Here is a 19,620-nt window from a genome sequence, read left to right on the forward strand (position 1 = left end):
CCAGAGAGAGCGGTCGACGGCGAGGCTCCGGCCGGGCACGAGCGGGTGGCCGGCCCCGCCGATGGGCCCATCGGCGGGCGCCAACTCCGCGGCCTCGCGGAAGAAGATGTAGGATTGGTTCTGCCGCATCAGGGCCTTGGCCGGACCCGGATGACTTTTAAGCCAGCCCATGAGCTTTGCCAGCGTCATGGATTCCAGGTCCATCTCGCCCTGCTGCACCAGCACCCGGCCAATCGAGGTGTAGGGCCGGCCGTTGCGCCCAGCATAGGCCACGCGCATCACCGAGCCGTCGGCGAGACGGATGCGGGCCGAGCCCTGCACATGGATGATGAAGGCCTCGCCCGGCTCGCGAAGGTACACGATGGGCTTGGCGAGGTCGCCCAGGACACCGTCTTCGATGGCAGCACGGTCCGGATAGGGTTCGTGGCCTGTGCCTGTGCGTCGAGCCGCCTGAAGACCCGGCTCAAGGTCGGGCAGAGTCTCCCCTTGCGGGATGGTGACGAGGTCGTCAGGCCGGTCGAGCAGCGGAACCCGGTAGGTGGCATCCGGCGTGCGCGAGCCCTGGAACTCTGGTTCGTAATAGCCGGTGAGAAAGCCCCTGCCGGAATGGGGGATGACCTCGACGGGCTGGAAATGCATCTCGAAGAAGCGCTTCGCGTCGGCCTTGCCGACATCGGGACTTTTCAGCGCCACACGGCAGACGGCCAGCAGGTCTCCTTGCGGGACTTGAGCCGGCCGCAGTGCCGCGGCGCTGACCTCAAGCGCCCGGCAGGAGCGTAGAAAGGCCCGGAAGGCGACGGCATGATCGTCCGCCTCCCAGCCCTCGATATCCTTGAAGGAGAGGGGCTCCAGGCGTGCCTGATCGTTCAGCCCCGATGCGGCCGCGGCGGACATGTTCAGCGTCCAAGTGAGGAGACTGGCAAGACAACAGGCGACGAGGACCCGCCCGGCATCCCTCATTGCCCCGCTTCGGTTGCCACGAGCAGCCAGTTCGGGTCGCGGCTGCCGAGGGTCCGGGCGAAGGTCCACACATCCGTGACGTCGGCCACGGTCTCGAGGCTGCCGTCCACTACGGCCCCGGAGGCGTCGCGGGTGGCGGTGATCAGCTTGGAGAGGAAGCGCACCACGATCTGGGCATTCTTGCCCTGGAGCTCGGCCCCAGCCATCTCGGCCTTGTCGATGGACACGAAGGTGGTCTCCACCGTCTCGCCCCGGCGCTCGCGCTCGGTGATCGCCCGCTCGAAGCCCTCATAGACCTCGCGGGAGAGAAGGTCCTTCAAGGTCGCGCGGTCGCCCTGGGCGAATGCCGTGACGATCATCTCGTAGGCGGACTTGGCGCCTTCGAGAAATTCGGCGGCATCGAAGTTCGGCTCGAGGCGGGCAATGCCATCAAGCGCCTGAGCCGTGGGCGTGCCGGGCTCGGCGATGCCCTTCCAGCGCTCGGCCGGGGGAACCTCGGCGGCAGGACGGGGGCCGTTGGCTCCGGGAAGGCGCACCACATTGTGATCGGGCTCGGCCGGGGCATTGCCCGGACGCAGGGGGGCATCCCGGCGCGACAGCGGATCGAAGGGCGGCTGTTCGCTCCCGGTCTTCTGCCCCAGGACGGAGCGGAGGCGCCAGATCACGAACACGGCGAGAACAATGAAAATGAGGGTCGTGATGTCGAAGGAATCCTGCATCGTCGATCCGTTGTGAGCCTGCCCGCGTCCGGTTGCGGCCGGGCGTTGTGTCGGGGAGGCGAAGGTGTCATTCTTCGCATATGGGGTCTTGAGGTCGTAACATCCACCTGTGCCCCCGACAAGCGAATGAGTTGGCTCAAAATCTTGCTTCCCGCATGAGAAGCATGGTAGCGCGAAGATCCATGGCCCGCCGCTAGCCGACGCCCCGCTCGACGAGGCGTTCCGCCCGGGCTCGACGAGACACCCCTAGGGAGCACCAAACCATGGCCGACAATGCGGCAAACAACGCAGCGCCTTCGCTGAACGCCCTTGCGCAGTACTGCAAGGACTTCTCCTTCGAGAACCCCAACGCCCCCCGCTCCCTGCAGCAGCAGACGGAAGGCCCGCAGATCAACCTGCAGGTCAACGTGAACGCCAAGCAGCTCGCCGAGGCCGATTTCGAGATCGACCTGACCCTCGAGGGCGATGCCAAGATCGGCGGCAAGGACGTGCTGTTCGCCTTCGAGCTCACCTATTCGGGCGTGTTCCGGATCCAGAACATCCCGCAGGAGCAGATGCACCCGGTGGTGATGATCGAGTGCCCGCGCCTGCTCTTCCCCTTCGCCCGCCAGATGGTGGCCGATGCGGTGCGCAACGGCGGCTTCCCGCCCCTCTACATCGACCCGATCGACTTCGTGGCCCTCTACCGCCAGCGCGCCGCCGAGGTGCAGGGTCAGGAGAACGGCGCCGGTCAGACGCTGTCGTAAGCACTCGGACAAGGTTCGGAATTTTCAGATCGGGCGAGGCGAAAGCTTCGTCCGATTTTTTGTGCCGCTACTGCTTCGGGTAGCTGTGAGAGCAAGTCCAGGCGCTGGTTCACCTCTCCCTGAGGGAGAGGTCGGACCGGAGGTCCGGGTGAGGGGTTACAGGTCTATCCGGAGAGCGCTCTCCCCCCTCACCCTCGCTGCGCTCGACCTCTCCCCACCGGGAGAGGTGAGGCTGTGGAAGCCTGAGCATTCTCTGGATGAGGGTCGGGTTCTTACGAAGAAGCCTCCGGCTTCGCCTCGCCGATGTACTCATGCCAGATCGCGCTCGGCCCGATGGACTGGATGAAAGCCTCATGCGCTGCGCGCTCGGCCTCCGTCAGCCGGGAGATCAGGGTGCGTGGACGGGCATTGCGGGCGGCCTGTTCCGCCGCAGCGGCAGTCCGACGGGCCGTCGGCTGCAGCGACAGGTCGAAGCCCACCTGGCGGCCGCCGATCAGCTCGATATAGACCTCGGCCAGGATCTCGGCGTCCAGGAGCGCCCCGTGCTTGGTGCGCCGGGAATTATCGATCCCATAGCGGGTGCACAGCGCATCGAGGTTGTTGGCCGCGCCCGGATGCCTGCGCCGGGCCATCGAGAGCGTATCGATTGCATCGGCGAGGTTAAACTGCGGGTGCCCGGTGCGGGCGAGTTCCGCATTCAGGAAGCCGATATCGAAGGCCGCGTTATGGATGACGAGCGGGGCATCGGCGACGAAATCCATGAACTCATCCGCAATCGTGGCAAAGACCGGCTTGTCGGCCAGGAACTCGTCCGAGAGCCCGTGCACCGCGAAAGCACCGGCCGAGACCGGGCGTTCCGGGTTGATGTAGACGTGATAGCTCTTGCCCGTGGGGATGTGGTTGAGCATCTCCACGCATCCGATTTCGATCACCCGGTCGCCGCTTGCATGACTGGTGCCGGTGGTTTCGGTATCGAGAACGATTTCACGTGACATCAAAAACTCTTCATCAAAAACGGTGACGCCGTCCGGGACGTCCGGCGAGGCAAACGACAATGGAGCGCACCTGCGCCTCGGCGGAGGCGAAGCCGCGGCTGGTGTCGACCAGGAAATGCGCTCGGGCGCGCTTGTCGGCGTCGGGCATCTGTTTGGCCAGAATGGCAGAAAATTTCTCCGCCGTCATGCCGGGCCGGGCGAGCACGCGCTCGCGCTGCACGTGAGCCGGCGCCGTGACCACGAGGGCGGCGTCGCAGCGCCTGTCGCCTCCTGTCTCGAACAGCAGGGGGATGTCGAGCACGGCGATGGGCGCAAGCGCAGAGACGCAAGCGAGAAAATTCTCCTCTTCCTCTCGCACGAGCGGATGCACGATGGCTTCGAGTTCCTTGAGGCGCTCCGGGCTGTTGAGAACGGCGGCCCCCAGTTTGGCGCGATCGACGGTGCCGTCCGCCACCGTGCCGGGAAAGGCCTGTTCGATCAGCGGCGCGGCACGGCCGCGATAGAGCCGGTGCACGGTGGCGTCGGCGTCGTGGACCGGGACGCCAAGCCGGCGGAAAAGATCGGCGGTGGCCGACTTGCCCATGCCGATGGAGCCGGTGAGGCCGAGCACGAAGGTCATCGGGCTGCCTCGAGATCGGCCAGGATCAGGGAGCGCAGCTCCGACGTGACCTCAGGCGTGACGCCGAACCAGCGCCGGAAGCCGGGGACCGCCTGGTGCAGCAGCATGCCGAGACCATCGACACTCCTCAGGCCCTGCGCGGCAGCGGCAGCGAGCAGGGGCGTTTCCAGGGGGACATAGACGATGTCGGTCACCACGGCGTTGCGGGGAGCGCGGGAGAGATTGATGGCGAGGGTTGGCTGGCCCGCCATGCCGAGCGACGTGGTGTTGACGATGAGCTGGGCGTGCGGGATCACCCGCCCGAGGGCCTCCCAGGCGGCGGTTTCCAAGGAGACGGAACTACCCGGCCTGAGATCGCGGGCGAGGTCCTCCGCCTTCGACCCGGTGCGGTTCGCCACGAAGATGCGCTTGAGGGGCCGGTCCTGAAGGCCCGCCACTACGGCGCGGGCGGCACCGCCAGCCCCGAGCACGAGGGCGGTTTCCACATCCTGTTCCCAGCCTGTCCCCAGGCTGGCATCGAGATTGCCGATGAAGCCGGCAACATCCGTGTTGTCGCCCCAGAGCACCCCGTCTTCGACCCAGAGCGTGTTGACGGCGCCCACGCGCTGCGCCCGCTCGGTCCTGCGCTCGACGCCGAGAAAGGCCATCTCCTTGTGGGGGAGGGTGACGTTGCCGCCGGCAAAGCCGCGGGCGTGGAAGCCCGCCAGGAATTCCCCGAAATCCACAGGCGCCACGTCGATGCGCTCGTAGGAGCCGTCGAGACCATAGGTCTTCAGCCAATGACCATGGATCAACGGCGAGCGGGAATGCTTGATCGGATGGCCGACGACGAAGGCCTTCGCCATAAAATCTTGTCCTAGAGAGCCAGGCAGCCGAGACGGCGCAGGGCAGCGAGAAGCGGCAGAAGGGGGAGCCCCAGGATCGTCGAATGATCCCCCTCGACCGCTTCGAAGAGATGGATGCCAAACCCTTCGAGCTGGTAAACGCCGACGCTTTTGAGCACGTCGGGACCGGCGAGGTCGAGATAAAGATCGATGGCCTCGTCCGTCAGGGGCCGCAGGGTGAGATGGGCGCTGTCTGAGAAGCGTTCCACCACCTGCCGGCCGATGGCGAGAGCGCCCGCCGCATGGAGGGTGTGCCGCTGCCCGGCGAGGCGCTTGAGCTGAAGGCGGGCTTCATCGCGATCGGCCGGCTTGTGGAACACTTGCGCCTCGCAGGCCAGCACCTGGTCGGCCCCGAGCACCACCCTGTCCGGGTGGCGGCGGCTGACCGCCAGGGCCTTTTCCGCCGCAAGCCTGCCCGCAAGCGACGGCGGATCGAGGCCCTCGTGCGCGGCTGCCTCTTCGACCGCTCGTTCATCGATGCCGGAATTCTGCGTCTCGACCGGGAGCCCCGCGCTCACGAGGAGCGTCAGGCGGGTGGCGCTGGTGGAGGCCAGCAGCAGCTTGTCGGAGGGGGTCCAGAGGGCGGGCATGGCCTAGTCCCGGCTCAGGCGCTGGCGCCGGTCGCGGTGGAGATCGATGATCGCGGCCGCCGTCTCCTCGATGGAGCGGCGGGTCACGTCGATCACCGGCCAGCCATTGCGGGCAAAAAGCCGCCGGGAGGCCGCCAGCTCCTCGGCCACCGCCTCGCGGTCCACGTAAGAGGTGTCGTCGTCGGCGTTGAGGCTCAGCAGCCGGTTCTGCCGGATCTGCACGATGCGCTCAGGGGTCGCCACGAGGCCGACGATCAGCGCGGTCTTCGCCGTCTCCAGAATGGCCGGGGGCGGCACGCCGGGCACGAGGGGGATGTTGGCGGTCTTGAGGCCGCGATTGGCGAGGTAGATGGAGGTGGGCGTCTTCGAGGTGCGGCTCACCCCCACCAGGATCACGTCCGCGTCGTCGAGATCGTGCGGCAGGTGCCCGTCATCGTGCAGGAGCGTGAAGTTCATGGCGTCGATGCGCTTGAAGTACTCGGCGTTCAGCATGTGCTGGGCGCCGGGACGTGCGGTCGAGTGCGTGCCGAGATAGGAGGAGAGCAGGGCGTGGACCGGCTCGAGCACGGAGAGATGCGGCGAGCCGGTGGCGCGGCAGACCTCCTCCAGGCGGCTGGCCAGTTCCTGCTCCACCAGGGTGTAGAGCACGATGCCCGGAGCGGTCTCGATCTCGTGGATCACCCGCTCGAGCTGGGTGTTGGAGCGCACGAGCGGATAGACGTGCTCGATGGCCGCCACGCCTTCATATTGCGCCACCACCGCGCGGGCGACAGTGATCAGGGTTTCACCCGTCGAGTCGGAGACGAGATGGAGATGGAAATAGCTGCGTCCCACGGCCCGAAGTCTCCATGTAGAGGAGTCGATGAGTGTGGATAAAACGCTCAGGCTCAGAGGTCCAGCAAAAGGCCCTGTGGGATACGCTGCAAACCATCAACAGAGATCCCGGTTGTGTGAGTTTGGAATCGACCCTTTGGGAGAATCCGGCACGAATCACCGGCAAGCATTCGATTCAGGTTTGGTTAATCTTCGTTAACGGGCTGTTAAGCTTTAAGATTTCGGAAAGGATTGTGGCGGGCCTGCCCCATCCGTTAAGGATATCTTAAACGGTCGGGCGATGTGGACCGTCTGTGGATGGGGTTGCGGCTTCGTGATTCACGGCCCAAGAGAAACATCAGATTCTTAGATTCAAAGATTCTTCTTTTAAGAGAGGGCCTGTGAGCGAGCGTTCCACCAAGGCGATTTTGCGCGTGCTGAACGGCGAGCCGGTCTGGCCTCTGCCGATCTGGATCATGCGTCAGGCCGGCCGCTACCTGCCGGAATACCGGGAGACCCGCAAGCAGGCCGGCTCCTTCCTCGACCTGTGCTACAACCCGAGGCTTGCCGAGGAGGTGACGCTTCAGCCGATCCGTCGCTTCGGCTTCGATGCCTCAATCCTGTTCTCCGACATCCTGGTCATCCCTCATGCGCTCGGCCAGGATGTGCGCTTCGTCGAGAACGAGGGACCCAAGCTTGAGCCGATCACGTCAGACAAGGATTTTTCCAGGCTGGCCGATGAGCTGCCGCTGGAGCGGCTGGATCCCGTTTTCGAAACCCTGGACCGCCTGAGCAAGAGCCTGCCCAAGGAGACCACGCTGCTGGGCTTCTGCGGCGCGCCCTGGACGGTGGCGAGCTACATGATTGCCGGCAAGGGCACGCCGGACCAGGCGCCGGCCCGGATCACCGCCTATCGCGACCCGGCCTTCATGGACGAGCTTATCGACCGGCTGGTGCGCGCCTCCACGACCTATCTCATCCGCCAGGTCGATGCGGGCGCCGAGGCCGTGCAGATTTTCGAGAGCTTCGGGTCCGCCCTGCCGCCGGCCCTGTTCGACCGCCTGTCGCTCAACCCGATCCGCCGCATGGTGGAAGGTCTCAAAGCGGCGCGACCGCAGGCCAAGGTGATCGTGTTCGTGCGCGGCGGCGGCGCCAATCTCCACCGCTTTGCATCCGCCGGGATAGGCGACGGGCTGGCGCTCGACTGGACGCTGGATCCGGCTCTCGTGCTCCCGACCTTGCCGAACACGCTCGCCACGCAGGGCAATCTCGATCCGCTGGCGCTGATTGCCGGTGGTGCTCCGATGGAGCAGGGGATCGATCACATCCTGAATGCGGTGCGCGGTCGCCCGCATATCTTCAATCTCGGGCACGGCATCCTGCCGGAGACGCCGGTCGAGCACGTGGCGCAGATGATCGCCCGCGTGCGGCGGGCTTGAGTAAAAATGTTGTACCTGTGGCTCAAGGCGTTTCACGTGATCGCCGTCATCGCCTGGATGGCCGGCATGCTCTATCTGCCGCGCCTCTTCGTCTATCACAGCGACGCGCCCAAGGACTCGATCCAGTCCGAGACCTTCAAGATCATGGAGCGGCGCCTGCTCAAGGCGATCATCAACCCGGCCATGGCGGTCACCTGGGTGCTCGGCCTCTACCTCGTCTGGGACGGCGGCTGGTACACCTCCGGCTGGATGCATGCCAAGTTCGCCCTCGTGCTCGTCATGTCGGGCCTGCACGGCGTCTACGTGCGCCGTCTGAAAGAGTTTGCCGCCGACAAGAACACGCGCCCGGCGAAATATTATCGTATCCTCAACGAGGTGCCGACCGTGCTGATGATCGGCATCGTGATCCTGGTGATCGTGAAGCCGTTCTCGGGCTGACAATGTCATTCCGGGGCTGCGCAGCAGAACCCGGAATCGCTGGACGAGTGTGGCGCCCTTTACCTCTCCCATTGGGAGAGGTCGGACCGAAGGTCCGGGTGAGGGGTCAGTGTCCTTTCCGGGTGGACCTGTAATCCCTCACCCCAAGCCTCTCCCTCAGTGTGAGGGAGTTCAATGCCACATCCTGCACCCGATCCCGGATCTGCGCTGCGCTTCGTCCGGGATGACCCCTGTGGAATGCAAATTTTCAAAGCCCCTTGAGACTTGCGCCGAAAACCGCTACATAAGACTTCTCTTCCTCAATGACAGGTGCGCTGCACGGGCCCTCAGGGCTCTTCAGTCACGGTTCGTGAACCCGGCGGCCCTGTCGAACGTTTCCCCTGTCTCCTCCCGCGTACAGCCCAAACTGCCCGCGACCTTACCCCGAGAGTGTTCCCCGATGAGGGAAATCAAGCTTCAAGACCTGAAATCCAAGACGCCGACCGAACTCATCGCCTTCGCCGAGGAGCTCGAGGTCGAGAACGCGAGCACCATGCGCAAGCAGGAGCTCATGTTCGCGATCCTCAAGCAGCTGGCGGCGCGCGAGGTGGAGATCATCGGCGCGGGCGTCGTCGAGGTGCTGCAGGACGGCTTCGGCTTCCTGCGCTCTGCCGATTCGAACTACCTGCCCGGCCCCGACGACATCTACGTGTCGCCCTCCCAGATCCGGAAATTCGGCCTGCGCACCGGCGACACGGTGGACGGCCCGATCCGCGGCCCCAAGGAAGGCGAACGCTACTTCGCGCTTCTCAAGGTCAACACCATCAATTTCGAGGATCCCGAGAAGATTCGGCACAAGGTGCATTTCGACAACCTGACGCCGCTCTTCCCGCACGAGCGCTTCAATCTCGAAATCGCCGATCCCACGCGCAAAGATTTCTCGCCGCGCATCATTGACATCGTGTCGCCCATCGGCAAAGGCCAGCGCGCGCTCATCGTGGCGCCGCCGCGCACGGGTAAGACCGTGCTGATGCAGAACGTGGCGCAGTCGATCACCACCAACCATCCCGAGTGCTACCTCATCGTGCTGCTCATCGACGAGCGTCCGGAGGAAGTCACCGACATGCAGCGCTCCGTGAAGGGCGAGGTCGTGGCCTCCACCTTCGACGAGCCGGCGACCCGCCACGTGCAGGTGGCCGAGATGGTGATCGAGAAGGCCAAGCGCCTGGTGGAACACGGCCGCGACGTGGTCATCCTGCTCGATTCGATCACCCGCCTCGGCCGCGCCTACAACACGGTGGTGCCGTCGTCCGGCAAGGTGCTCACCGGTGGTGTGGATGCCAACGCCCTGCAGCGCCCGAAGCGCTTCTTCGGTGCGGCGCGCAACATCGAGGAGGGCGGTTCGCTCACCATCATCGCCACCGCGCTGATCGATACCGGCTCACGCATGGACGAGGTGATCTTCGAAGAGTTCAAGGGCACCGGCAACTCGGAAATCATTCTCGATCGCAAGGTCGCCGACAAGCGCACCTTCCCGGCCATCGACATCACCCGCTCGGGCACCCGCAAGGAAGAGCTGCTGGTTCCGGCCGACACACTCAAGAAGATGTACGTGCTGCGCCGCATCCTCAATCCGATGGGCACGGTGGACGCCATCGAGTTCCTGCTCGACAAGCTGCGTCAGACCAAGTCGAACGGCGACTTCTTCGACTCGATGAACACCTAAGCCGGGCGGAGCGTCCGCCTGGGACTTACAGCCCCATCCTCTCACAAGAGGGTGGGGTTTTTGTTTGCGCTAAAACACCCCCATGAGGGCCAGCACGATCACGGTCAGCACGGCGGAGATCAGGAGCGAGCCCCCGCAGCCCAGGCGGTTCGAGAAGAAAAAGAACATCCATGCTCCTGTAGGGGCTGAAATCCTGCACTCTCATGTCGCGACGGTGGATCCGCGCTGCTTGAGAATGCCGCTCGCCAGCACAACGCCTGAGGTCGCCAGAATTATTCCGATCCAGGCGGCAGGACTTGGGATTTCATCCAGGACCGGAATGGCGAGGAGCGCCGCCATCACGATGGACAGGGGCGAGACAGCCGCCGCCCGCGAGGCGCCGAGACGGTCGATAGCCATGCCGTAGAGCACGATGCCCGCCACGCCGGACAATAGCCCCTGAAGAAGCGCCTGCAGGATGATCGGTCCGGCCAGTCCCTTGCCGAGCACCTGCACGAGGGCGGGAAGGCCGAAAGGCAGCAGGATGAGGAACGACCAGAGCCCGATGAGCGCGGCCGCCTGCAGGGCCGACAAGTCGCTGCGGCGATAGGCATGGGTGTAGACCCCCCACAGGCACGCGCCGGTGAGCAACAGAAGATGACCGCGCCAGGCGCCGTCAGCGGCGAACAGCACGCCGTAGCCCCCGATGCCCACGATCCCGGCCAGGATCAGGGCGAAGCCGAGGAGCCGAACGCCCGTGAGCCGCTCCCCGAAAACCAGCCAGCCGATCAAGGCGACGAAGAGCGGCATGGTGCCCGGCAGGAGCGGGCCGATTTCCGCCGCCGGGGCGAACTGCATTCCGAAGGCGACGATCAGGAAGAACGGGGCGCCGGAGCCGAGGAGGCCGAGACCTTTGGTCAAGCCCAACCCCTTGGGAAACAATCCGACTCGCCAGCTGAACGGAATCAGCACCAGAGCCGGGACGCCGAACCGGACCAGACCGATGGCGGCGGGCGGCAGATCATGGGTGACCGCATGGCGGGTGCCCACGGCCCAGAGCGCCCAGATCGTCACGGTGGCCAAGGCGGCGATCCAGCCAAGCACGGCAGGACGGGCCTGAGGGGGAGATGGGGTGCAGGTAAGGTCGGACATGGCAAGCCTCCTTCGATCGCCTGAAGCATAGGCTTGCGGGGCAGAGCACGTCCTTGCGAAGTTCGACTTATGATAATGCGCTTCTTGGCAGAAAATTGCGCAAAACCCCAGGAGCGGTGAACTCATGCCCTATATCGATCTCGACGGCATCGATCTGCGGATCCTGAACGCCTTGCAGGCTGACGGACGGCTGACCAATCAAGAACTGGCCGATCAGGTCGGCCTCTCGCCCTCGCCCTGCCTGCGCCGGGTGCGCCGCCTGGAGCGGGACGGTTTCATTCGCACCTACCGGGCTGTGCTCGACCGGGAATCGGTGGGCCTGGGGCTCACGGTCTTCGTCGAGATCAAGGTGGAGAAACATTCCCGCGACAATGCACAGGCGCTGCAGGAGGCGCTCCTAGGCATGCCGGAGGTGGTCGCCTGCCACATGGTCTCCGGCACGGCCGATTTCATGGCCGAGATCGTGGTGCCGAACCTCAAGGCCTACGAGCGGCTGCTGACGGAGAAGCTCCTGACCCTGTCGATGATCGGCGACATCCGGTCCAACTTCGCCCTGACCCGGGTGAAATCCGACGCGGTTCTCCCGCTGACGCATCTGAAGCGGGAAGGGGTGAAGCCGGAGCCGGATTGCTGAGGCAGGGTGTCATGCCGGGCGGCTGGGCTCCGACGCCAGCATCTCCCGCACCCGCGCCTTCAGCCCCTCCGCATCCGTGACCGGCAGCGAGCAGCGCTGGCCGGCACAGACGAGGGCCTGCGCTTGCGGACCAGAAGAGGCGAGGGCTTTGGCCGGATGGTTGTCATCCAGCGTTTCGCCTTCCCGCAGGAGGCGAACGCTGCGGTCGGGGTAGGGGATCTGCATTGCGGCTTCGTACAGTGGTTGCGCATTGTTTCCCGTGACAACGATGCTCAGCCCCCGCAGGTGCAGGTCGAGGGCGTTGAGGATCGATGTATGGCCGAGGGGCGAGGCACGGGCGACGCCGATGAGCCGGTCCAGGGTGTCGGCGGCCTGCCGGATGTCGTCGGAGGCTTCCGTGATCTGCGCCAGCCGCACGAGGGCTTCGGCGAAGACGCCGTTGGCGTTCGGGACCGCCTCGTCATGGGTCGGCTGCGGCCGCACAACAAGAGGGTCTGCGTTTTTCGCTGTCATGGCGAGGCAGCCGGTCTCCTCCACCAGGAATTCGGTCAACAGCACGTCACGCCAGGCTAGCGCATCCCGCAGATAAGCGGCATCGGACGTTGCCTCGAAGAGCGCGAGCGCGGCCCGCATCATGGCGGCATGGTCGAGGGCGAAGCCCGGAAAGATCAGGGACCCGGCCCGCCAGGAATGACCGAGCTGCCCGTTCCAGGCCATCGCCTCGGATACGAACCGATAGGCCCGTTGCGCCGGGACAATCCAATCAGGCCGGCCGAACAGGGGAGCGGCTCGCACCAGCGCACCGATCATCAGCCCGTTCCAGTCCGCCAGCACCTTGTCGTCGAGCCCGGGCCTGATCCGTATTTCACGTCTCTCCAGGAGTTTTTCTCGCATGGCCGACAGCCGCTCCTCGACCGCGGGTGGGGCCTCGCCGGAGATCAGCCGGTTCGGGATGTTGTGGCCCTCGAAATTGCCCTCTTCGGTGATGTCGTACACCTTCGCGAAGAAGGCGGCATCCTCCTCACCGAGCACGTCGCGGATCTCAGGCAAGCTCCAGACGTAGAACCGGCCCTCCTCGCCTTCCGAGTCCGCATCGAGGCTCGACGCGAAGGCACCCTCGGGCGTCACCATCTCCCGTTCGAGCCAGGTGACGATGCCCTCGGCCGCCTGCCGGAAGAGGGGGCGGCCCGTCTCCGCGTATCCTAAGGCATAGAGCTCCAGGAGCTGCGCATTGTCGTAGAGCATCTTCTCGAAATGCGGCACGAGCCAGCGCTCGTCGACGGAGTAGCGGGCAAAGCCGCCGCCGAGATGATCCTGGATGCCGCCGAGCGCCATCCGCTCCAGGGTCAGGAGAAAGCGATGCCGGGCTGCGCCGTCGTTGGCTCGCCGGGCATAGCGCAGGAGATATTCGAGGATCGGCGGGTTCGGAAACTTCGGCGCGCCCTGGAGTCCGCCATGTTCCGTGTCGATCAGCTCCGTCAGGCGCAAGGCCATCCGGTCGAGATCGGCAAGACCGAGCACGCCGCCGTCGCCCGCCTCGACCTTGGCGAGCTGCTGCTTGATGGCGTCGCGGTTCTTGAGAACCCGCTCCGGCTCCGCATGGTAGAGGCGGCTGATCTCGTGCAGCACCTGGGTGAAGCCGGGGCGGCCGAAGCGCGGCTCCTTGGGGAAGTAGGTGCCTCCCCAGAAGGGCTCGCCCTCCGGCGTCAGGAACATGGTGAGCGGCCAGCCGCCGGGCTCGCCCAGAAGATGCAGGGCGCTCATGTAGACATGGTCCACATCGGGCCGCTCCTCCCGGTCGACCTTGATGTTCACGAAGAGCTCGTTCATGACCGCCGCGGTCTCGGCGTCTTCGAAACTCTCGTGCGCCATCACGTGGCACCAGTGGCAGGCGGCATAGCCGATGGAGATCATGATCGGCTTGCCCTGCCGCTTGGCCTCGGCCAGGGCCTCGGGCCCCCACTCCCACCAATGGACAGGATTGTCCCGGTGCTGCAGGAGGTAGGGGGAACTGGCCGCTTCGAGACGATTCATCGGTCCTGCTCCTGACTTCGGGGTAACCCGGCCGGGATGATCGATCCCGATCCGTATGATCCCGGACGTCTTTGATTTAGGGCTTCATCAAGGTTAAGTCCTGTTCTCCTCACAGGGTTCATGTTCATGCGGTCCGACGACACGATCTTCGCCATTGCCTCCGGCCACGGCCGGGCCGCCGTGTGCCTGATCCGGATCAGCGGACGTGAGAGCCGCAAAATCCTGGAGCGGATGACGGGCGGCGTGCCGGAGCCCCGACGGGCAGTGGTGCGGACCCTGCGCGATCCCGCCACCGGCGATCCCCTCGATCAGGCGCTCGTGCTCTGGATGCCGGGGCCGGGGAGCTTTACCGGTGAGGACCAGGCCGAGCTGCACATCCACGGTGGTCTTGCCACCCGCGCTGCCGTCATGCGGGCTCTCTCGTCTATTGAGAACTGCCGTGCGGCCGAAGCCGGCGAGTTCACCCGCCGGGCCTTTCTCAACGGGCGGATGGACCTCTCCCAGGTAGAGGGGCTTGCCGACATCATCGATGCCGAGACGGAGGCCCAGCGCCGGCAGGCCATGCTCCAGCTCGGCGGGCGCCTCGGGAATGCCGCCGAGGAATGGCGCGAGAGTATTTTGCAGGTTCTCGCCCTCCTCGAGGCCAGCCTCGACTTTTCGGACGAAGGCGATGTGCCGGAGGATCTGGAGACCGACATCCTACAGATGATCGACCGGGTTCAGGGGGAGATCGGTCGGGCCTTGGCCAATCGCAGTGGCGAGCGGCTGCGGGAGGGCCTCACCGTGGTGCTCGCAGGCCCGCCCAATGCCGGCAAGTCGACCCTGCTCAATGCCCTGGCCCAGCGGGATGTGGCCATCGTGTCGCCGATTGCCGGCACCACCCGCGACGTGCTCGAGGTCCACTGCGATCTCGGCGGCCTGCCGGTGATCATCGTCGATACGGCGGGCCTGCGGGAGAGCACGGACCTGATCGAGCAGGAGGGCGTGTCCCGCGCCAGGGCGCGTGCGCAGGACGCCGACCTCGTTCTCTGGCTCGTGCCGCCGGAAGGGGAGGTGAGCGCACCGCCCCCGGCGCGGCGCCTCGTGAGAGTGGGGACGAAAGCGGATGTGAGCGGTGTCCGGTCCGATTGCGATTTGATGATCGCGGCGGCAACCGGCGAGGGGCTGCCGGAGCTGATCGCTCGCTTGGAGGCGGAAGCCGCGAGCCTGATGGGGCAGGGGGATGCGGTGATCACCCGCGAGCGTCATCGAAAAGCCTTGGACGGTGCTCAAGAATGCATGATCCGGGCACGGGATATGCTGGCGAGCCGGGGACCGCTGGAACTAGCGGCCGAAGAGGCGAGGCTCGCCGCCCGCGCCATCGGCGAGATCACCGGACGGGTAGACGTGGAGGACGTGCTTGATCGGCTGTTCTCCAGCTTCTGCATCGGCAAATAGGCAGCCCCGTGAGCCGCCCGATAACCATTCGCCGATTCTGTGCGACTCCCGATTTCGCCTGTTCACGAATCGGTGGAACGGTGCTGAATCCCCTCTGGATAGCCTGTGGACGGGCTGTGCGGTGATGGGGATCGCCCAAAATGTTTCACGTGAAACATTTTGCCCTTTTGACCTCAGACCCGGTGCTGCGTAGACCCCTGTTATGGAAAGCATCATGAGTTCTTCGTTCGACGTGATCGTCGTGGGCGGCGGCCATGCCGGAGCCGAGGCGGCTGCGGCTGCAGCCCGCATGGGCGCGCGCACGGCCCTCGTGACGCACAAGCTCTCGACCGTGGGCGCCATGTCGTGCAACCCGGCCATCGGCGGCCTCGGCAAGGGCCATCTCGTGCGCGAGATCGACGCCCTCGACGGTATCATGGGCCGCATTGCCGACCGGGCCGGCATCCAGTTCCGCCTCCTCAATCGCCGCAAGGGCCCAGCCGTGCGCGGGCCGCGCACCCAGGCCGACCGCAAGCTCTATGCCCGCGCCATGCAGGCGGAGCTTCTGAACACGCCGAACCTCAGCATCGTCGAGGGCGAGGCCGATGATCTCATCGTGCAGGAGAACCGCATTGCCGGTCTGCTCCTCACAGACGGGCGGCAGCTTGATGCCGGCGCCGTGGTCATCACCACCGGCACCTTCCTGTCGGGCCTGATCCATATCGGGGAGAGGAAGATCCCGGCCGGCCGCATGGGCGAGCGCCCGTCGCTTGGACTGCCCAAGACCTTTGCCCGGCTCGGCTTCACCCTCGGCCGCCTCAAGACCGGCACCCCGCCCCGCCTCGACGGCCGCACCATCGATTGGGCCGGTGTCGACAAGCAGGCAGCCGACGACGAGCCGGTGCCGTTCTCCCTGCTCACCACCCGCATCACCAATCCGCAGATCGAGTGCGGCGTTACCCGCACCACGGCCAAGGTGCACGACCTGATCCGGAGCAACCTGCACCGCTCGGCCATGTATTCTGGCGAGATCCAGGGGACGGGGCCGCGCTACTGCCCCTCCATCGAGGACAAGGTGGTGCGCTTCGGCGACCGGGACGGACACCAAATCTTCCTGGAGCCGGAAGGCCTCGACGACATCACGGTCTATCCAAACGGCATCTCCACCTCCCTGCCGGAGGATGTGCAGCTCGCGTTCCTCAAACACATCCCAGGCCTCGAGAAGGTGCACATGCTCCAGCCGGCTTATGCCATCGAGTACGATTACGTCGATCCACGCAACCTGAACGCAGGGCTCGAGACCAAGGCCATGCAGGGGCTGTTCTTGGCGGGCCAGATCAACGGCACCACGGGCTATGAAGAAGCGGCCGCTCAAGGGCTGGTGGCGGGTCTCAATGCCGCCCGCCGGGCTTCCAACCAGGATGGCATCGTCTTCGACCGGGCCGAGTCATATATCGGGGTGCTCGTCGACGACCTGATCACCCGTGGCGTGAGCGAGCCCTACCGCATGTTCACCTCCCGGTCCGAGTACCGTTTAAGCCTTCGCATCGACAATGTGGACGAGCGCCTGACCGGCAAGGGGCTGGAGATCGGCTGCGTCGGCTCTGGGCGCGAGGCGCATTTCAGGGCCTCTCAGGAGGAGATCCGGGAGACGCGGCAGCAGCTTCACACCCTCGCCCTCACCCCCAAGGAAGCGGCGCGGCACGGGCTGGAGCTGAACCAGGACGGCATCCGCCGCTCGGCTTATCAGCTTCTCTCCTATCCGAATATTGGCTGGTCCGACCTCCTGCGGATCTGGCCGCACCTTGCTGGGGTAAGCGCCCCCGTCCGCGAGCGCCTGGAGACGGACGCCACCTACGCGGTCTATCTGGACCGGCAGCAGGCGGATATTGCCGCCTACCGCCGCGATGAGAGCGTGGTGCTGGAGGAGAGCATCGACTTCCAGGGACTGCCTGGACTGTCAAACGAGATCAAGGCCAAGCTCGATCGGGTGCGCCCGAAGACCCTAGGCCAAGCAGCCCGGATCGAAGGCATCACGCCCGCAGCCCTGACGCTTCTGGCCGCTCATGCCCGCAAGGCGCCGGGGCGCGCTGCCCGTTCCGTCGAAGCGGGGCAGGCATGACAGCCACGGCCAAGACGGCAGCGGACCTCAATGTTTCACGTGAAACATTTGAGAAGCTCGAGCTGCTGGAACGGGAGCTTCGCCGCTGGCAGGGAATCAAAAACCTCGTCGGACCGGCCACGCTCGACCGGATCTGGGAGCGTCACATCGTCGACTCGCTCCAGCTTCTCGCCCTTGCTCCCGGGGCCAGGACCTGGCTCGACCTCGGCTCCGGGGCCGGTTTTCCGGGTCTTGTTCTCGCCATAGCGGGGGCTGAGAGGGGGCTGAAGGTCCATCTCGTCGAAAGCAATTCGCGCAAATGCGCCTTCCTCCGCCACATCTCGCGCCTGACCGGCTCGGCCGCGACCGTGCATGAAGCGCGGCTGGAGACCGTCATTCCGGGCTTCGTGGCTAAGGCCGATGTGGTCTCCGCACGCGCCCTGGCATCGCTGGTCCAGCTTCTGGACTGGACTGAACCCATGTTGAAAGCGGGGACAATCGGGCTCTTCCCCAAGGGCCGCGACGCCGAGATCGAATTGACCGAGGCCCGGAAAAAGTGGACATTCGAGACGGAAGTCCTGCCGAGCTCGACCGATTCTGAAGCCAGGATTCTTCGCATAACCTCCATCGAGAGCCATTCATGATGACCGACCGTACCGGACCCGAAGCAGGCGCGCGTGGGGTGAAGCCGCGTGTTCTCGTGCTCGCCAACCAGAAGGGCGGCGTCGGCAAGACCACGACGGCGATCAATCTCGGCACGGCGCTCGCCGCCATCGGCGAGAGGGTGCTGATCATCGATCTCGACCCGCAGGGCAACGCCTCGACGGGCCTCGGCATCGACCGCAAGAACCGGCAGACCTCGACCTATCATGTGCTGGCCGGCGAGGCATCGCTTGAGGAGAGCATCACCGAGACGGTGGTGCCCGGATTGTCGGTCGCGCCCTCGACGCTCGACCTCCTCGGCATCGAGCTGGAGATCGCCAACGAGCGGAACCGGGCTCATCGTCTCCGCTCCGCGATTCAGGAACTTTCGGCCCCTGAGGTAAGCGAACCTTTTACCTATATTTTGATCGATTGCCCACCATCGCTCAATCTCCTGACCATCAACGCCTTGACCGCTGCTGACGCCGTTCTGGTGCCGCTCCAATGCGAATTTTTCGCTCTGGAAGGCCTTAGCCAGCTGCTCAAGACCGTCGAGCAGGTCCGTTCGGCTCTCAACCCGGAACTGACAATCCACGGGGTCGTGCTGACCATGTTCGACCCACGCAACAATCTGTCGGGACAGGTGGTGGCCGATGTGCGCCAGTTCATGGGCGCCAAGGTCTACGAGACCATGATCCCGCGCAACGTGCGCGTGTCCGAGGCGCCGTCCCATGGCAAGCCGGTTCTGCTCTACGATCTGAAATGCGCCGGCTCGCAAGCCTATCTGCGGCTGGCCTCCGAAGTCATCCAGCGCGAACGCGCGCTGCGCGCCGCCTGAGAGTGTGAGAGACCGCAATGGCTAAAGAGATGAAATCCCTAGGCCGTGGACTGGCCGCGCTCATCGGCGAAGTCGGGGAGGAGATGGGCAGTCTTGAGCGCAAGGGCTATATCCCGCGCTCCGTCCCGGTGGAGTTCCTGCGCGCGAACCCGCGCAATCCCCGGAAAGTCTTCGACGATACCGATCTGAGTGAGCTCACCCAATCGATTAAGGACCGCGGCATCATCCAGCCCATCGTGGTGCGTCCGTTCGCGAACACCAACAACCAGTTCGAGATCGTCGCCGGCGAACGCCGCTGGCGCGCGGCCCAGAAGGCGGGGCTGCATAAGGTTCCTGTGGTGGTGGTCGAGATCGACGACAAGACCTCGCTCGAATACGCGATCCTCGAGAACGTCCAGCGCGCCGACCTCAACCCCATCGAGGAGGCGGAGGGGTATTCGCGCCTGATGGCCGAGTTCTCCTACACACAGGAGAACCTGTCCAAGATCATCGGCAAGAGCCGCAGCCACATCGCCAACATGCTGCGCCTCACCGAGCTGCCGACACCGGTGCGCAAGCTGCTGATCGACCGCAAGCTCACAGCCGGCCACGGCCGCGCGCTGCTCTCGGTGAACGACCCGGTTCAGGTGGCCAAGCGCGTCATCGACGAGGGCATGAGCGTGCGCCAGGTTGAGGAGATCGCGCAGAGCGATACGGGCGCCTCGTCCAAGGCAGCGGCGAAAGCGCCTAAGCCCGGCCAAGCGGCGAAGGACCCCGACACCCGCGCCCTTGAGAAGGCGCTGCAGGACGTGCTCGGCCTCACCGTCAGCATCGATCACAAGGGCCAGGGCGGCGAATTGCGCATCAAATACAAGACCTTGGACCAGTTGGACGGACTGTGCCGGCGGTTGAATCCATAAGGTTCGAGGCAGGGTTG

At 65.2% G+C, this 19,620-nt stretch carries 19 protein-coding genes; 10 read left to right on the top strand and 9 right to left on the bottom strand.

Annotated features, from left to right (window positions below; translation table 11 throughout):
• A partial coding sequence (locus IC232_RS15790) for a murein transglycosylase A (protein WP_246812239.1) occupies positions 1-894 on the bottom strand: 894 nt, incomplete at its 3' end.
• Positions 895-956: 62 nt separating this feature from the next.
• Entirely contained in the window at positions 957-1,679 is a 723-nt protein-coding gene (locus tag IC232_RS15795; RefSeq protein ID WP_190845946.1) for a Tim44/TimA family putative adaptor protein, read from the bottom strand.
• 263 nt (positions 1,680-1,942) lie between these two features.
• On the opposite strand from IC232_RS15795, the gene secB reads away from it, so the two are divergent.
• Complete coding sequence (secB, locus tag IC232_RS15800) at positions 1,943-2,425, top strand: protein-export chaperone SecB (RefSeq protein WP_190845947.1); 483 nt, start codon at positions 1,943-1,945, stop codon at positions 2,423-2,425.
• Positions 2,426-2,697: 272 nt separating this feature from the next.
• Here the strand turns inward: secB and dnaQ are convergent, their stop codons facing one another.
• From dnaQ to IC232_RS15825, 5 genes are read right to left on the bottom strand one after another with little or no spacing between them, the layout of a single operon-like run.
• Positions 2,698-3,420, bottom strand: coding sequence for a DNA polymerase III subunit epsilon (gene dnaQ / locus IC232_RS15805; protein WP_190845948.1), 723 nt, complete (start codon positions 3,418-3,420; stop codon positions 2,698-2,700).
• 13 nt (positions 3,421-3,433) lie between these two features.
• Complete coding sequence (gene coaE / locus IC232_RS15810; RefSeq protein ID WP_190845949.1) at positions 3,434-4,039, bottom strand: dephospho-CoA kinase; 606 nt, start codon at positions 4,037-4,039, stop codon at positions 3,434-3,436.
• Positions 4,036-4,884 (bottom strand): shikimate dehydrogenase, encoded by an 849-nt coding sequence (locus tag IC232_RS15815; RefSeq protein WP_190845950.1) that lies wholly within the window; start codon positions 4,882-4,884, stop codon positions 4,036-4,038. The genes coaE and IC232_RS15815 overlap by 4 nt, the downstream gene beginning before the upstream one ends.
• 11 nt (positions 4,885-4,895) lie before the next feature.
• A complete protein-coding gene (locus tag IC232_RS15820) occupies positions 4,896-5,513 on the bottom strand; it encodes a Maf family protein (RefSeq protein ID WP_190845951.1) in 618 nt (205 codons plus the stop codon).
• 3 nt (positions 5,514-5,516) lie between these two features.
• Positions 5,517-6,347: a pyruvate, water dikinase regulatory protein gene (locus IC232_RS15825; protein WP_190845952.1), complete on the bottom strand. Its 831-nt coding sequence runs from the start codon at positions 6,345-6,347 to the stop codon at positions 5,517-5,519.
• A gap of 380 nt (positions 6,348-6,727) precedes the next feature.
• Here IC232_RS15825 and hemE point away from each other — a divergent pair, with 380 nt between their 5' ends.
• The 3 genes from hemE to rho all read left to right on the top strand — a co-directional run bounded on the left by hemE (position 6,728) and on the right by rho (position 9,908).
• Positions 6,728-7,765: a uroporphyrinogen decarboxylase gene (gene hemE / locus IC232_RS15830; RefSeq protein WP_190845953.1), complete on the top strand. Its 1,038-nt coding sequence runs from the start codon at positions 6,728-6,730 to the stop codon at positions 7,763-7,765.
• Between the two features lie 9 nt (positions 7,766-7,774).
• Positions 7,775-8,203 carry a protoporphyrinogen oxidase HemJ gene (gene hemJ, locus IC232_RS15835; RefSeq protein WP_409564936.1) on the top strand — a complete coding sequence of 143 codons (429 nt, stop codon included), beginning with the start codon at positions 7,775-7,777 and terminating at the stop codon, positions 8,201-8,203.
• Between the two features lie 439 nt (positions 8,204-8,642).
• A complete protein-coding gene (gene rho, locus IC232_RS15840) occupies positions 8,643-9,908 on the top strand; it encodes a transcription termination factor Rho (protein ID WP_081928863.1) in 1,266 nt (421 codons plus the stop codon).
• Positions 9,909-10,109: 201 nt separating this feature from the next.
• Here the strand turns inward: rho and IC232_RS15845 are convergent, their stop codons facing one another.
• On the bottom strand, positions 10,110-11,039 hold the full coding sequence (locus IC232_RS15845; protein WP_190845955.1) for a DMT family transporter: 930 nt from the start codon (positions 11,037-11,039) through the stop codon (positions 10,110-10,112).
• A gap of 124 nt (positions 11,040-11,163) precedes the next feature.
• On the opposite strand from IC232_RS15845, the gene IC232_RS15850 reads away from it, so the two are divergent.
• Positions 11,164-11,673, top strand: coding sequence for an Lrp/AsnC family transcriptional regulator (locus IC232_RS15850; RefSeq protein ID WP_190845956.1), 510 nt, complete (start codon positions 11,164-11,166; stop codon positions 11,671-11,673).
• 9 nt (positions 11,674-11,682) lie between these two features.
• Here the strand turns inward: IC232_RS15850 and IC232_RS15855 are convergent, their stop codons facing one another.
• Positions 11,683-13,707: a thioredoxin domain-containing protein gene (locus IC232_RS15855; protein ID WP_190845957.1), complete on the bottom strand. Its 2,025-nt coding sequence runs from the start codon at positions 13,705-13,707 to the stop codon at positions 11,683-11,685.
• Between the two features lie 126 nt (positions 13,708-13,833).
• Between IC232_RS15855 and mnmE the strand changes: the two genes are divergently transcribed.
• From mnmE to IC232_RS15880, 5 genes are all read left to right on the top strand, one after another.
• Positions 13,834-15,144 (top strand): tRNA uridine-5-carboxymethylaminomethyl(34) synthesis GTPase MnmE, encoded by a 1,311-nt coding sequence (gene mnmE / locus IC232_RS15860; RefSeq protein WP_190845958.1) that lies wholly within the window; start codon positions 13,834-13,836, stop codon positions 15,142-15,144.
• 214 nt (positions 15,145-15,358) lie between these two features.
• A complete protein-coding gene (gene mnmG, locus IC232_RS15865) occupies positions 15,359-17,245 on the top strand; it encodes a tRNA uridine-5-carboxymethylaminomethyl(34) synthesis enzyme MnmG (protein ID WP_246812240.1) in 1,887 nt (628 codons plus the stop codon).
• Positions 17,242-17,868 carry a 16S rRNA (guanine(527)-N(7))-methyltransferase RsmG gene (gene rsmG / locus IC232_RS15870; protein ID WP_190845960.1) on the top strand — a complete coding sequence of 209 codons (627 nt, stop codon included), beginning with the start codon at positions 17,242-17,244 and terminating at the stop codon, positions 17,866-17,868. Before mnmG ends, rsmG begins: the two co-directional genes overlap by 4 nt.
• Positions 17,865-18,704 (top strand): ParA family protein, encoded by an 840-nt coding sequence (locus IC232_RS15875; protein WP_190845961.1) that lies wholly within the window; start codon positions 17,865-17,867, stop codon positions 18,702-18,704. The genes rsmG and IC232_RS15875 overlap by 4 nt, the downstream gene beginning before the upstream one ends.
• 17 nt (positions 18,705-18,721) lie before the next feature.
• Positions 18,722-19,603 (top strand): ParB/RepB/Spo0J family partition protein, encoded by an 882-nt coding sequence (locus IC232_RS15880; protein WP_190845962.1) that lies wholly within the window; start codon positions 18,722-18,724, stop codon positions 19,601-19,603.
• Positions 19,604-19,620 lie beyond the last annotated feature (17 nt).

Origin of the sequence: Microvirga sp. (assembly GCF_014699075.1) — a bacterium.
Classification (GTDB): domain Bacteria; phylum Pseudomonadota; class Alphaproteobacteria; order Rhizobiales; family Beijerinckiaceae; genus Microvirga.

Coding starts and splice junctions, on each gene's coding strand:
- IC232_RS15795 (WP_190845946.1), bottom strand. CDS start 1,679: ATGCAGGATTCCTTCGACATCACGACCCTCATTTTCATTGTTCTCGCC.
- secB (WP_190845947.1), top strand. CDS start 1,943: ATGGCCGACAATGCGGCAAACAACGCAGCGCCTTCGCTGAACGCCCTT.
- dnaQ (WP_190845948.1), bottom strand. CDS start 3,420: ATGTCACGTGAAATCGTTCTCGATACCGAAACCACCGGCACCAGTCAT.
- coaE (WP_190845949.1), bottom strand. CDS start 4,039: ATGACCTTCGTGCTCGGCCTCACCGGCTCCATCGGCATGGGCAAGTCG.
- IC232_RS15815 (WP_190845950.1), bottom strand. CDS start 4,884: ATGGCGAAGGCCTTCGTCGTCGGCCATCCGATCAAGCATTCCCGCTCG.
- IC232_RS15820 (WP_190845951.1), bottom strand. CDS start 5,513: ATGCCCGCCCTCTGGACCCCCTCCGACAAGCTGCTGCTGGCCTCCACC.
- rho (WP_081928863.1), top strand. CDS start 8,643: ATGAGGGAAATCAAGCTTCAAGACCTGAAATCCAAGACGCCGACCGAA.
- IC232_RS15845 (WP_190845955.1), bottom strand. CDS start 11,039: ATGTCCGACCTTACCTGCACCCCATCTCCCCCTCAGGCCCGTCCTGCC.
- IC232_RS15850 (WP_190845956.1), top strand. CDS start 11,164: ATGCCCTATATCGATCTCGACGGCATCGATCTGCGGATCCTGAACGCC.
- IC232_RS15855 (WP_190845957.1), bottom strand. CDS start 13,707: ATGAATCGTCTCGAAGCGGCCAGTTCCCCCTACCTCCTGCAGCACCGG.
- mnmE (WP_190845958.1), top strand. CDS start 13,834: ATGCGGTCCGACGACACGATCTTCGCCATTGCCTCCGGCCACGGCCGG.
- mnmG (WP_246812240.1), top strand. CDS start 15,359: ATGAGTTCTTCGTTCGACGTGATCGTCGTGGGCGGCGGCCATGCCGGA.
- rsmG (WP_190845960.1), top strand. CDS start 17,242: ATGACAGCCACGGCCAAGACGGCAGCGGACCTCAATGTTTCACGTGAA.
- IC232_RS15875 (WP_190845961.1), top strand. CDS start 17,865: ATGATGACCGACCGTACCGGACCCGAAGCAGGCGCGCGTGGGGTGAAG.
- IC232_RS15880 (WP_190845962.1), top strand. CDS start 18,722: ATGGCTAAAGAGATGAAATCCCTAGGCCGTGGACTGGCCGCGCTCATC.